This window comes from Aquifex sp. (assembly GCF_056494385.1).
Genome location: NZ_JBSLZM010000007.1, coordinates 1 through 11,592, shown reverse-complemented (window position 1 = coordinate 11,592; position 11,592 = coordinate 1). Strand labels below are relative to the sequence as shown.

At 42.5% G+C, this 11,592-nt stretch carries 14 protein-coding genes and 1 tRNA gene; 11 read left to right on the top strand and 4 right to left on the bottom strand.

Annotated features, from left to right (window positions below; genetic code table 11):
* Nucleotides 1–291: 291 nt before the first annotated feature.
* Nucleotides 292–426, bottom strand: coding sequence for a hypothetical protein (locus tag ACWB1W_RS00530; protein WP_479369440.1), 135 nt, complete (start codon nt 424–426; stop codon nt 292–294).
* A 22-nt stretch (nt 427–448) separates the two neighbouring features.
* Here ACWB1W_RS00530 and fabZ point away from each other — a divergent pair, with 22 nt between their 5' ends.
* Nucleotides 449–901, top strand: a complete 453-nt coding sequence (gene fabZ / locus ACWB1W_RS00525) for a 3-hydroxyacyl-ACP dehydratase FabZ (RefSeq protein WP_479369439.1) — start codon at nt 449–451, stop codon at nt 899–901.
* Here fabZ and ccsA read toward each other — a convergent pair.
* On the bottom strand, nt 885–1,640 hold the full coding sequence (gene ccsA, locus ACWB1W_RS00520) for a cytochrome c biogenesis protein CcsA (RefSeq protein WP_479369438.1): 756 nt from the start codon (nt 1,638–1,640) through the stop codon (nt 885–887). The genes fabZ and ccsA overlap by 17 nt on opposite strands.
* A gap of 24 nt (nt 1,641–1,664) precedes the next feature.
* On the opposite strand from ccsA, the gene ACWB1W_RS00515 reads away from it, so the two are divergent.
* The 9 genes from ACWB1W_RS00515 to ACWB1W_RS00475 all read left to right on the top strand — a co-directional run bounded on the left by ACWB1W_RS00515 (nt 1,665) and on the right by ACWB1W_RS00475 (nt 9,133).
* Complete coding sequence (locus ACWB1W_RS00515) at nt 1,665–2,240, top strand: RNA methyltransferase (protein WP_479369437.1); 576 nt, start codon at nt 1,665–1,667, stop codon at nt 2,238–2,240.
* 1 nt (nt 2,241) lies between these two features.
* Nucleotides 2,242–3,321, top strand: a complete 1,080-nt coding sequence (gene mraY / locus ACWB1W_RS00510) for a phospho-N-acetylmuramoyl-pentapeptide-transferase (protein ID WP_479369436.1) — start codon at nt 2,242–2,244, stop codon at nt 3,319–3,321.
* Nucleotides 3,322–4,173 carry a UbiA-like polyprenyltransferase gene (locus ACWB1W_RS00505; RefSeq protein ID WP_479369435.1) on the top strand — a complete coding sequence of 284 codons (852 nt, stop codon included), beginning with the start codon at nt 3,322–3,324 and terminating at the stop codon, nt 4,171–4,173.
* Between the two features lie 2 nt (nt 4,174–4,175).
* Complete coding sequence (gene tyrS, locus ACWB1W_RS00500) at nt 4,176–5,357, top strand: tyrosine--tRNA ligase (RefSeq protein WP_479369434.1); 1,182 nt, start codon at nt 4,176–4,178, stop codon at nt 5,355–5,357.
* A 1-nt stretch (nt 5,358) separates the two neighbouring features.
* Nucleotides 5,359–5,514 carry a hypothetical protein gene (locus ACWB1W_RS00495; RefSeq protein WP_479369433.1) on the top strand — a complete coding sequence of 52 codons (156 nt, stop codon included), beginning with the start codon at nt 5,359–5,361 and terminating at the stop codon, nt 5,512–5,514.
* 9 nt (nt 5,515–5,523) lie between these two features.
* The gene (locus ACWB1W_RS00490; protein ID WP_479369432.1) at nt 5,524–7,236 is read left to right on the top strand and encodes a proline--tRNA ligase; all 1,713 of its coding nucleotides are present in this window, start codon (nt 5,524–5,526) and stop codon (nt 7,234–7,236) included.
* A complete protein-coding gene (locus tag ACWB1W_RS00485) occupies nt 7,233–7,613 on the top strand; it encodes a RidA family protein (protein WP_479369431.1) in 381 nt (126 codons plus the stop codon). The genes ACWB1W_RS00490 and ACWB1W_RS00485 overlap by 4 nt, the downstream gene beginning before the upstream one ends.
* Nucleotides 7,614–7,623: 10 nt before the next feature.
* Entirely contained in the window at nt 7,624–9,027 is a 1,404-nt protein-coding gene (gene dnaB, locus ACWB1W_RS00480) for a replicative DNA helicase (RefSeq protein WP_479369430.1), read from the top strand.
* A 30-nt stretch (nt 9,028–9,057) separates the two neighbouring features.
* Nucleotides 9,058–9,133 (top strand) — tRNA-Asn (locus ACWB1W_RS00475).
* Between the two features lies 1 nt (nt 9,134).
* On the opposite strand, the gene cas6 (ACWB1W_RS00470) is transcribed toward ACWB1W_RS00475, so the two are convergent.
* Nucleotides 9,135–9,317, bottom strand: a complete 183-nt coding sequence (gene cas6 / locus ACWB1W_RS00470; protein WP_479369429.1) for a CRISPR system precrRNA processing endoribonuclease RAMP protein Cas6 — start codon at nt 9,315–9,317, stop codon at nt 9,135–9,137.
* 50 nt (nt 9,318–9,367) lie between these two features.
* A complete protein-coding gene (cas6, locus tag ACWB1W_RS00465; RefSeq protein ID WP_479369428.1) occupies nt 9,368–9,547 on the bottom strand; it encodes a CRISPR system precrRNA processing endoribonuclease RAMP protein Cas6 in 180 nt (59 codons plus the stop codon).
* 734 nt (nt 9,548–10,281) lie between these two features.
* On the opposite strand from cas6 (ACWB1W_RS00465), the gene cas10 reads away from it, so the two are divergent.
* Nucleotides 10,282–11,592 (top strand): type III-A CRISPR-associated protein Cas10/Csm1 (cas10, locus tag ACWB1W_RS00460; protein ID WP_479369427.1); only part of this gene is annotated, 1,311 nt, incomplete at its 3' end.

The window sequence follows — 11,592 nt, the reverse complement described above, 5'->3', positions numbered from 1 at the left end:
TATAAGCTTAGGGTTTTTCAACCAATCTTGCAGTATTTTTTTCTGAGTTGAGATATTGATAAGAGTTGATATAAAGTTTTCCGAAATAGTTGTTTTATCGGGAAGGTATTTCCGAAAATGCCGAGTTTGGGTTTTAGGGAAGAAGGATTTAATGAATGAGGAAAACGTTTGTAAAAAGTTTTCATTTTTAAATGTCTAAAGAACCTTTCCACTACATTCCTGCTTCCGAAAGTCTCATGTATCCATCCGCACTTTAGCTCATCCTCTCTATCTGCCCATATATCTATTCCCTCATCCCCCTATTTCGGCATTCTCTCCCGTATTCTTTATGAGAGCTTTTTTAACTCTTCCTTCCAGGAGGACCTCTCCCACAAAGCGGTTAAGCCTTCTGAGAAAAAGGGCGGGAATTAAGGGAGGCAGGACCATAAAAAAATGTTAAAATGTCTTTATGGATATTCAGGAGATAATGAATATCTTGCCCCACAGGTATCCCATACTCCTCGTTGACAGAATTCTTGAAATAGAAGAGGGAAAAAGGATAGTGGGACTTAAGAATGTAAGCGTTAACGAGCCGGTATTTCAAGGACACTTTCCCGGATTTCCCCTCTTTCCCGGTGTTTACATACTTGAGGCGATGGCACAGGTCGGCGGAATACTCATGATAAAGTCCCTTAACCTTGAGATAGGAAAATATGCGGTAGTTTTTGCCGGAATAGATGGTGCTAGGTTTAAAAAACCCGTTTACCCCGGAGACCAGTTAATACTTGAGCTTGAGGTAATATCCCTTAAAAAGGTTCTTTCAAAGATGAAGGGGGTCGCTAAGGTAAATGGGGAAGTTGTGGCTGAGGCTGTGTTGATGGCAGCAGCTAGGAAACTTGAAGATATTAAAAGGAGTGCCTGAAAAAGAGAAGTGCTATTAACCCTAGAAAGGTTCCCAGAAGAGATAAAGAAGAAATCTGAGAAGGTTTAAAAGCCTTTATGAGATACATATGGGAGAGAAAAGCGTAATAAATCCATAAAATGAGGGTGGCGAGAAGTTTCGGGTCATTTACCCAGTGGATACCGAGGTATGCTTTTGCCCAAAGACTCCCGAATATAAGGGTAAGCGTTAAACCTACAAAGGTCAAAATAATGAAGCTCTTCTCAAGTTTTTTTAAAATCCTGAGGGGAGCAAAGGGAAGCTTAATATTCCCTTTCTTTAGACTTCTTTCAACAATTATCTTTGAAAAGGAAGTAAAACCCCCGAATATGAGAAAAACGTAAGAAAGCCCCGCACTTAGTATATGAAGAATATAAAGGGGGTTTGAGAAACCGAGAGACCTTGAGGGGATGTTAAAAACCGTAGTGAGAAAAGCTATAAAGGAAACTATAGCCCCGAATAGGGAAAAGTCGTATTTCCTTGAGAGAAGTATGAATATTAAAACCGATAGATTACCTATAAAGGATACCATTCCGTAAATATCCCCTACCGGAAAGGTATTACTCTTAACATATTCCGAAAGGAGAGAAAAAAGGTAAAGGGAAAAACCTATTCCCAGAAATGCGTAGGAAGCTTTTAACACACCCCTTATCCGGGAAAAGTTAGCAAGAAGAAAGGTGATAAATGCGAAAAAGTATGAAAGCAGTATAATAAGGGTCATAAATAGGAGTATAATTCCATTTCTATGAAAAACGATAACGTCTTTATAGCCCTTCTCCACTACCCTGCGATGGATAAGGAGGGGAAAATTATAGTAACCTCCTTTACGACTATGGACCTCCACGATATAGCACGCCCGGCAAGGGCTTACGAGATTAACAGGTATTACATAGTTCAACCCATAGATGCCCAAAGGATTGTTATCCAGAGACAGATAAGCTACTGGCTCTCGGAGGAGGGAAGAAAAGCAAACCCAACGAGGTACGAGATTGTTCAGCTCGTTAAACTGGCTTACACCCTTGACGAGGTGATTGAAGACATAGAAAGGGAAAGGGGGAGAAAGCCCGTTCTTGTTGGAACGGATGCGAGAAAATATCCGAACACCGTTAAGTATTCGGAGCTAAAGAGAGAAATAGAAAAGAGAGATAGGGACTGGTTAATCGTTTTCGGAACGGGACACGGCATCCCCCCTGACCTTATGAACACCTTTGACTACATACTTGAACCCATATACGGAGCAGGTGATTGGAACCACCTCTCTGTAAGGAACGCTGTGGCCATAATACTGGACAGGCTTTTCAGCAGGAACAGGTGCAACTGAAATGTTATACCATCTTGCCTTAATTCTAAGGGATTACTGGTTTGCCTTTAACGTCCTTAAATACATAACCTTTCGCTCTTTTACAGCCACGCTAATAGCTTTCTTCATAACGCTTCTTCTCTCACCAGCCTTTATAGAGAGGTTAAAGAAAATTCAGGGGGTTTTCGGGGGATACGTGAGGGAGTACACGCCCGAAACTCACCGGAGCAAGAGATATACCCCTACAATGGGGGGAATAGTTATTCTTATAGTTCTTATAATTTCTTCTCTTTTTCTTATGAGATGGGACGTAAAACACACATGGGTTGTCCTCTTTTCCCTACTTTCCTTCGGACTTATAGGCCTGTGGGACGATTACGTTAAGCTGAAAAACAAGAAGGGGATAAGTATAAAGGCAAAGTTTTTAACCCAGCTCCTTTTTGCGTTCCTCACATCCCTACTCATCTACCTATGGGTGGGATTGGATACAAGGTTATACTTTCCATTTTTTAAAGATTTATACCTTGACCTGGGTCTTCTTTACATTCCCTTCGCGGTCTTCGTTATTGTTGGCAGTGCAAATGCGGTAAACCTCACGGACGGGCTTGACGGACTTGCGATAGGTCCCGCTATGACTACCGCTACCGCCCTCGGGGTTGTTGCCTATGCGGTTGGACACCACGGAATAGCAAAATACCTGGGCATTCCTTACGTTCCCTACGCGGGTGAGCTTACTGTGTTCTGTTTCGCCCTTGTCGGTGTGGGTTTAGGATTTTTATGGTTTAACTCATTTCCGGCACAGATGTTTATGGGGGACGTGGGAGCTCTCAGCATAGGAGCGTCTCTCGGAACCGTAGCCCTGCTCATAAAGTCCGAGTTCATCTTTGCGGTTGCCGCCGGTGTTTTTGTATTTGAAACGGTTAGCGTTATACTTCAAGTAATTTACTTCAGGTGGACAAAGGGGAAGAGACTATTCCGTAGAGCTCCCTTCCACCACCACCTTGAGCTTGCAGGAGTCCCGGAGCCGAAAATCGTCATAAGGATGTGGATAGTTTCCGTTCTCCTTGCTATAGTAGCGGTTGCGATGCTAAAGTTAAGATAAATGGAAAGAATAAAAACTTATGCGGAACTCGTTAAGTTTGAACATACCATCTTTGCCCTACCCTTTGCTCTTGCAAGTGTCTTGATCCTTGCGGAAGAATTCCCATCACTTTGGAAGCTCTTCTGGATTGTGGTAGCCCTCGTTAGTGCAAGAACGGTGGGAATGGCACTAAACAGACTCATTGACGAACCATACGATAGGTTAAACCCGAGAACCAAAAACTGGCCTTTGGTAAAGGGAGAGGTATCAAAGGAAGAGGTAAGGAGAATTATCCTCGCAGGTAGCCTTATATTCATGCTTTCCGCTCTTATGCTTAACTTTCTCGCCTTCCTTCTATCCCCTGTTGTTCTCTTCCTACTCTGGTTTTATCCTCAGGCAAAGAGGATAACCCATTACCCCCATCTTGTTTTAGGACTCGTTTATTTTCTCATACCCATTGCGGTTGACGTTGCCTTAAATGGAAGGATTTCGTTCACTGCTTTCGTTCTCGGTATAGCCATGGCCTCCTGGGTTGCCGGCTTTGACGTTCTTTATGCCCTTCAGGACTACGAGTTTGACAAAGAGGTAGGACTAAAGTCTATTCCCGTTAAATACGGCATAGAAAAGGCAATAAAGTTCGCAAGAGTTTTCCATACTGTAACTTTCGTTTCCCTTGTCATCCTCGGCTTATACCATGAAAAACTCGGATTTTTATACTTCCTCGGTCTTATACTGATAGCCCTATTTCTCGTTTACGAGCACAGTCTTATAAAGCCTAACGACTTATCAAAAATAAATAAGGCCTTCTTTACGGTAAACGGTTGGATAAGTGTAGCTTTCTTCATTATAGTCCTTCTGGATTACTATATTTAAATATGACTCCCGAAGAACAGCTAAAGCTCATAAAAGAGGGAACGGTTGAGATAATAGAGGAAGAGGAACTACTCAAGAAGCTCAAAGAGGGAAGACCCCTGAGAGTTAAAGCGGGATTTGACCCAACCGCTCCCGACCTACACCTCGGACACGTCGTTTTACTCCAGAAGTTGAGACAGTTTCAACAACTTGGACATGAAGTTTATTTCATAATAGGGGACTTCACCGCGATGATAGGAGACCCCACCGGAAGGAACGAGACAAGGCCTCCACTTTCAAGGGAACAGGTTCTTGAGAACGCAAAAACGTATGAACACCAGGTTTTTAAGGTTCTTCTGCCCGAGAAGACTACGGTAGTTTTCAACTCAACGTGGCTTGAGGAACTCGGAACAAAGGGGCTTATAGAACTATGTGCTAAATACACCGTTGCGAGAATGCTTGAGAGGGAAGACTTCTCAAAACGTTTTAAGGAAGGTATACCTATATACATACATGAGTTCATATACCCCCTCCTTCAGGCTTATGACTCGGTAGCCATAAAGGCGGACGTGGAGCTGGGCGGAACAGACCAGAAGTTTAACCTCCTCATAGGCAGGGACATACAGAGAGAATACGGTCAAGAACCTCAGGTGTGTATAACCCTTCCCCTTCTCGTTGGGATTGACGGCGTAAGAAAGATGTCTAAGTCTTACGGAAACTACATAGGCATAACCGAGGATCCCAAAACCATGTTTTCAAAGATTATGTCCATACCCGACGAGATAATGTGGGACTGGTTCTTGCTCCTTACGGACTACACTAAGGAAGATATAGAGAGGTTCAAAAAAGAGATGCACCCGATGGAGTCAAAGAAACTCCTTGCATACACAATAGTAAAACGCTTTCACTCGGATAAAGAGGCAAAGGAGGCAAGGGAGTGGTGGGAGAAGACCTTCTCCCGGAGGGAGTTTCCCGAGGACGCACCCGTCATTAAGTTGAAAGAGGATAAACTCAAGGCGGCGGACTTTCTTCTAAAGATAGGAGGTGCGAGTTCAAGGAACGAGGCAAAGCGTATAATCCAGGGTGGAGGTCTCAAGATAAACGGGGAGAAAATAACAAACCCTCAGGAGGAGATAGAGATAAAGGGAGAACTAAAGGTTAAGGTCGGAAAGAAGAAGTTCTTTAGAGTCCTAAGGGAGGCATAGTATGAAGGGAGAAGCACTTCTCTTTATGCTCTTTTCCTGGATGCTTATATGCTCCCTTTCCGTATTTTGCTTTACTATGCTCTTTACACACCCCGAGGTTAAGAAAAAGGTAGAGAGGAAAGAAAGCTTTTACGAAGAGCAGGAAGAGATAACTTAAAATATTTTCATGCGTTGGAGCAGATACTTTTTATACACCGAGAAGGAAGAACCAAAGGAAGCTGAAGCACCTTCCCATAGATTACTCCTTAAAGCAGGATTTATAAAACAGGTTTCCGCGGGCATATACGAGCTTCTTCCGCCTGCATACAAGGTTCTAAAAAAGGTTGAAAACATCGTAAGGAAAGAAATGGACAGAAGCGGTGCTCAGGAACTCCTTTTAACGGTTTTAAACCCGAAGGAACTTTGGGAAGAAACGGGAAGATGGGAAAGCTACGGGGAGGAACTTTTCAAACTTAAGGATAGGAACGGAAGGGAGTACTGCCTCGGACCTACCCACGAAGAGGAGGTAACGGACCTGGTGAGAAGGGTTGTTCGCTCATACAGACAGCTTCCGATAATTCTTTACCAGATACAGGTAAAGTTCAGAGATGAGAAAAGACCAAGGTTCGGACTCATAAGGGCAAGAGAGTTCATAATGAAAGACGCCTACTCCTTTGATACAGACGAGATGTCCGCAATGATTTCCTACGAAACTATGAAGTTCGCATACCAGAGGATATTTAATAAACTTAGGCTGAACGTAATAATGGCGGAGGCTGATGTTGGACAGATAGGTGGAAAGATGTCTCACGAGTTTATAGCCTTTACCGATTACGGAGAGGCTAAGGTAGCGTATTGCGAGAACTGCGGATACGCGGCAAATGCTGAGATAGTTAGCCTACCAAGGCCACAAGAAGAAAAGGAAGAGGAAAAACCACTCCGGAAGGTTCATACACCGAACGTTCAAACCATTGAAGAGCTTTCAAAATTCCTGAACGTTTCCCCTTCAAAGATAATGAAAGCTGTTCTCTATATGGTTAACGACAAGAAGCCCGTTCTTGTCCTGATAAGGGGGGACAGGGAGATAGACGAGAACAAGCTTGAGAAGGTTCTCGGAACGGATAGCTTCAGGCTGGCTATCGACGAAGAGGTTGAGAAGCTACTCGGAACTAAGAAGGGGTTTATAGGTATATTCAACTTACCTGAAGGTATAAAAGTTCTTTGGGATAACTCCCTTTACGGCGTTAAAAACTTGGTAGTTGCCCTGAACGAACCCGACTGGCACTATATAAACGTAAATCCCGGAAGAGATTTTGAATACGGGGAGTTTGTTGACGTTGCTCAGGTAAAGGAAGGAGACCCATGTCCCAAGTGCGGTTCACCCCTTAAAGTTAGAAGGGGACTTGAGCTCGGACATATATTCCTCCTCGGGACGAGGTATTCGGAACCTATGAAGGCTTATTTCACCGACAGGGACGGAAAAGAAAAGCCCATAATAATGGGATGTTACGGAATAGGCATCTCAAGAATTCTCTCCGCACTCGTTGAGCAGTATCACGACGATAAAGGCATAAAGTGGCCTACACCCGTCGCACCCTTTGAGCTTGACGTTATACTTCTTAACACCAAAGACGAGGAAATGAAACAGATTGCTGAAAAGATATACCTTGAGGCGGAGGAAAAAGGTATAGACGTTATATACGACGACAGGGATGAAACTCCCGGGTTCAAGTTTGCGGATGCGGACCTCGTAGGCTTTCCTTACAGAATAGTGGTAGGTAAAAAGGTAAAGGAAGGGAAGGTAGAAGTTCAAAGCAGACACACCGGTGAAAAATGGGACCTCCCGATAGAGGAAGCTGTTAACTTCGTTAAGGAAAAGATAGAGGAGGATAAAAAGTGAGGGAGATAAGAACCCGAAGGGCCCCCTCTCCTGTTGGTCCCTACTCACAAGCGGTTGAGGTAAACGGATTTATTTTCCTTTCGGGACAGATAGGGATAGACCCCGAAAGCGGGAAGTTGAGGGAGGGGTTTAGGGCTCAGGTTGAGCAGATATTTAAAAACCTTGATGCAATTCTGGAAGAGGCGGGAATTTCAAGAGAAAACATAGTTAAGGTTAACATTTACCTAACCGATATAACCAAATTTAAAGAGTTGAACGAGATTTACGAAGAATACTTTAAGGACGTAAAAGTTAAACCCGCAAGGGTTACCGTTGGTGTAAAGGAGCTCCCCCTCGGTGCTGAGGTGGAAATAGAAGTGACTGCGGTAAGGAAGTAAATTTTAAAAAATGCAGTTTCAGGAAAAACTACCCTGTGACGAGTCCGCGGAAAGAGCCGTCCTAGGTAGTATGATTGTTGACCCCGAGAACATCCCCATAGTTCTTGAAAAGCTGAGGGAGGAGGACTTCTGTAACGAGGACCATAAACTCCTTTTTTCCCTGATACTTGACCTTTGGCATGAATACGGAAATAAATGGGATGTAGTTGTTCTGAACGATTACATAAGGAAAAAGAACCTTGAAGCGAGACTTCCCCCGGACTGGATAGATGAGCTCATGGACGAGGCTGTTGGTCCAGAAACCCTTGAACATGTATGTCAGATAGTTAAGGAAAAATCCGCAAGAAGGGCTATAATAGAGCTCGGTATAGACCTGATACATAAGGCCAGGGAGGTAAGCGACTTCTACACGCTTATAGAAGACGCCCAGATGAAGATATTCAACATAGCGGAAGGTGCGACACCCACACAGTTTTACCACGTTAAAGAGGTAGCGGAAAAAGTTATAGAACTCATAGATAAGTTCAAGAACTCTGAAAGAGTAGTTACGGGAATTCCCTCGGGATTTATAGAGCTTGACATAAGAACAACAGGGTTTCACCCCGGAGACCTGATAATTCTCGCTGCAAGGCCCGGTATGGGAAAAACCGCCTTCATGCTTTCAATAGCCTTTAACATAGCGAGCCAAGAGGAAAAACCCGTTGCCATATTCTCCCTTGAGATGAGTAAAGAACAGCTTGTTATGAGACTACTCTCTATGATTTCCGAAATTCCTTTATTTAAGATAAGAAGCGGAACGATATCAGGGGAAGAGATGAAAAAGCTGGAGGCTGCAGCTCTCGAGCTTTCAAAATACGAAATGTTTCTTGACGATACACCTGCACTCACTACGACAGACCTCAGGATAAGAGCCAGAAAACTGAAAAAAGAGAAGGGTGTTGAGTTCATAGCTGTTGATTACCTACAGCTTTTAAGGCCTCCCGTGAGGAAACAATCAAGACAGGAAGAAGTTGCGGAAGTATCAAGAAGCTTAAAAGCTCTCGCGAAGGAACTCAGTATTCCCGTTATGGCACTTGCTCAGCTCTCCCGTGAGGTTGAAAAAAGAAGCGATAAAAGACCTCAGCTGGCTGACTTAAGGGAATCAGGACAGATAGAGCAGGACGCGGACCTCATTCTCTTTCTCCACAGGCCGGACTACTACAAGAAAAAACCCTCTCCCGAAGAGCAAGGCATAGCGGAACTCATAATAGCCAAGCAAAGACAAGGACCTACTGACATAATAAAACTCGCTTTTGTCAAGGAGTTTACTAAGTTCTCAAACCTTGAGGTTGAAGAGGTTGAAAAACAAGAAGAGGATATATCCGAAATCCTTGATACTCAAGAGGAAGAAGAGGAACTTGATATTGACTTCTAAAAATTAAAGAGCTATAATATGTGATTGGTATCCGGGGTAGCTCAATCGGCAGAGCGGGTGGCTGTTAACCACCTGGTTGGGGGTTCGAGTCCCTCCCCCGGAGCCATTTATTTCGATTTTCCATTCACAAACCTCACCTTACCGAATCCCATAGTAGTTTTCCTGCCGACTCCCGAGAACTCTCCGAAACGAGCCAAAGCGTTTAACCATTTCAGTATTTTTTTATCTTCCGTATCTACGTAAAAAACTACCCTCCCCGTAAATCCCGTGATTTTTACATCACTTCCCACCTCAACTTTTGTCGTTCTAATCCAAGCGCCCGAAACGAAGATTTCATTTTCTAATATTCCCTTAAATCAACATCAATAGGGTAATCGGAAAACTTGACCCATTTCCTTATCAAACTTTTAAAAACGAGCTTAGGCTCCGGTAAAGGATGGTCAAACTCTTCCCTCTTGAATTTAGTAGGTGTCAAAAAGTCCAACACTATAACCTTTTCTTCGGGAGCATTCTCAAACATACTTCTGTATTACCTAATGAACTCTTCCTTAATGTTTGGATTAAAAACTTTCTTTAACTTAATTCCGTTTAATCTTAATTCTTTATTTTCAAGGAGATGTGAGGAAAGAAATTGAGGGAAAATCTTATCTTCTAGGGAAGATACCTCAAGATAAAGTTTCTCAATTTTCCCTTAAAAAGGGATACCATAGGGAGGAAGGCTTAATCTTTGAAGGTTTGTGAAGATACTCCGCCAACTTTCCCGATATGGTATTAAAAAAAATAAACCGTGAATGACTTCCGGTTTTAGGATTTCCGAACTTATCGGCTTTTCCGGAACAAGGTAGACCATTGTTTTTATCGGCATTCTAATATTTTAGAACATAAAAAGTAAATAGGTGGACGATAATATTCGACGAGGGTAAAAAGCCGCAATCCCTTAATTACTTTAGGGCATTGCAAGGGTTAAAATCTACCCTTGAAAATCAGTAGGGAAAATTTAAGGATTTGCCTTCCGAAACCCCTCGTTGCGGAGAATCGCTGAGAATCAAGACCTTTCTTGCTAACCTTACAAAATCAAGAGTGAGAGTTAAATTTCCCTATCAGTTGTCAAGGAGCCAAAAAGGGCTATTCCTTAACCCTTGATTTTCAAGAAAATCACAAACTTAAGTAAATTTTTATGATTTTTTTGTCAGGAATGCCGGTTTTTGGAGAAAAGGTGTCAGAAATTCATAAAAAGGGAAGTTATAATAATGCATGGTGGGGAGGTTGAGAAGAGAAAGAACGTTAATAGCTTTTGGCGGATTACTCCACGACATAGGAAAGTTCTATCAGAGGGCTTACGAAGAGGAAGGGAGATATTTCAAAGGTAACACCGAGTGTTTTGGATACTCCCATGCGCACTTAAGTTATGAAAAATCTGTAGAGATACTTAACAAGCTTGATATACAAGATGTAAAGGATAAGGCTTTTATACTTTCCGCCTGCTTTCACCACAAACCCCATGCGAAATGTCCCGAAGCCCCGGAAAGTTTGTTCAATCTGAGGGCCCTTTTCAGGCTTGCTGATTGGTATGCGTCTACCGAAAGAAGCAAACTTTCAGACGTTGAAACAAAAAAAGAGTTCAAAAGATTGAGACCTGTATTTGAGATAATAGACATAGGGAAAGGTAAAACTCCTAAAAACTGGTTTTACAGACTATCACCTTTAAAAATAGATGAGGAGACTATTTTCCCTAAACTTTACGAAGAAGCAACAGATTACAGAGAGGTTGAGAGGGAGTATTATTACGGAACTTACAGGGAGTTAAAGGAGAAATTTGAAAGAGCTCTCGGCTCAAAGGAGCTTAACGGTATTGAAGAGAAGCTAACATACTTTTACCATGTTCTTTACAAATACACCTGGTGTGTTCCTGCTTCCATTTACGACATAGATAAATACCATTCCCATTATCCCGACATATCTCTCTTTGACCACTCAAGGGTTGTTTCTGCTCTTGCAACATCTTTGTATACCGAGGAAAACTTAAACACTCTTCAAAATTACGACGATAGATTTAGGGAAAGCTTCGCAAAAAAGTTAAAACTTGTAGTTTTTGAAGGAGATATAAGCGGTATACAGAAGTTCTTATACGATATCACGAATGTAAAAGGAGTAGCAAAAAGGTTAAGAGGCAGAAGTATATTTCTCTCATTTCTTCCCGAGCTTGTGGGTAGGTTTATACTAAGAGAACTCGGGTATCCTTGGACAAATCTTCTATACGTAGGTGGAGGAAAGTTCCAAGCCGTCATAGGTTACGAGGAAAATGTTCATGAAAAATTAAAAGAGCTTTCGGAATACGTAGAAGAGGAGCTTTTAAGGAAGTTCGGCGGAAAACTAGGATTCGTTCTTTACCACACTACGTTTAGTCTTTCCGAAATAAGTAATTACGGAGAAGTGATTAAAAGTTTAATGAGTCAAGGAGAAAAGGCAAAGAAGAGAAAGTTTATCAATACGATAGAGAAATACGAGGACATAGCAAACAAATACGTGGAAGGGGAAATAAATCTCTGCCCCTCTTGCAGGTGG

What these genes read in the sequence shown, in the direction of transcription:
- ACWB1W_RS00530 (WP_479369440.1), bottom strand. Translation starts at nt 426, where the DNA reads ATGGTCCTGCCTCCCTTAATTCCCGCCCTTTTTCTCAGAAGGCTTAAC.
- ACWB1W_RS00495 (WP_479369433.1), top strand. Translation starts at nt 5,359, where the DNA reads ATGAAGGGAGAAGCACTTCTCTTTATGCTCTTTTCCTGGATGCTTATA.
- ACWB1W_RS00505 (WP_479369435.1), top strand. Translation starts at nt 3,322, where the DNA reads ATGGAAAGAATAAAAACTTATGCGGAACTCGTTAAGTTTGAACATACC.
- ACWB1W_RS00490 (WP_479369432.1), top strand. Translation starts at nt 5,524, where the DNA reads ATGCGTTGGAGCAGATACTTTTTATACACCGAGAAGGAAGAACCAAAG.
- ACWB1W_RS00515 (WP_479369437.1), top strand. Translation starts at nt 1,665, where the DNA reads ATGAAAAACGATAACGTCTTTATAGCCCTTCTCCACTACCCTGCGATG.
- ccsA (WP_479369438.1), bottom strand. Translation starts at nt 1,640, where the DNA reads ATGACCCTTATTATACTGCTTTCATACTTTTTCGCATTTATCACCTTT.
- tyrS (WP_479369434.1), top strand. Translation starts at nt 4,176, where the DNA reads ATGACTCCCGAAGAACAGCTAAAGCTCATAAAAGAGGGAACGGTTGAG.
- cas6 (WP_479369428.1), bottom strand. Translation starts at nt 9,547, where the DNA reads ATGTTTGAGAATGCTCCCGAAGAAAAGGTTATAGTGTTGGACTTTTTG.
- dnaB (WP_479369430.1), top strand. Translation starts at nt 7,624, where the DNA reads ATGCAGTTTCAGGAAAAACTACCCTGTGACGAGTCCGCGGAAAGAGCC.
- fabZ (WP_479369439.1), top strand. Translation starts at nt 449, where the DNA reads ATGGATATTCAGGAGATAATGAATATCTTGCCCCACAGGTATCCCATA.
- mraY (WP_479369436.1), top strand. Translation starts at nt 2,242, where the DNA reads ATGTTATACCATCTTGCCTTAATTCTAAGGGATTACTGGTTTGCCTTT.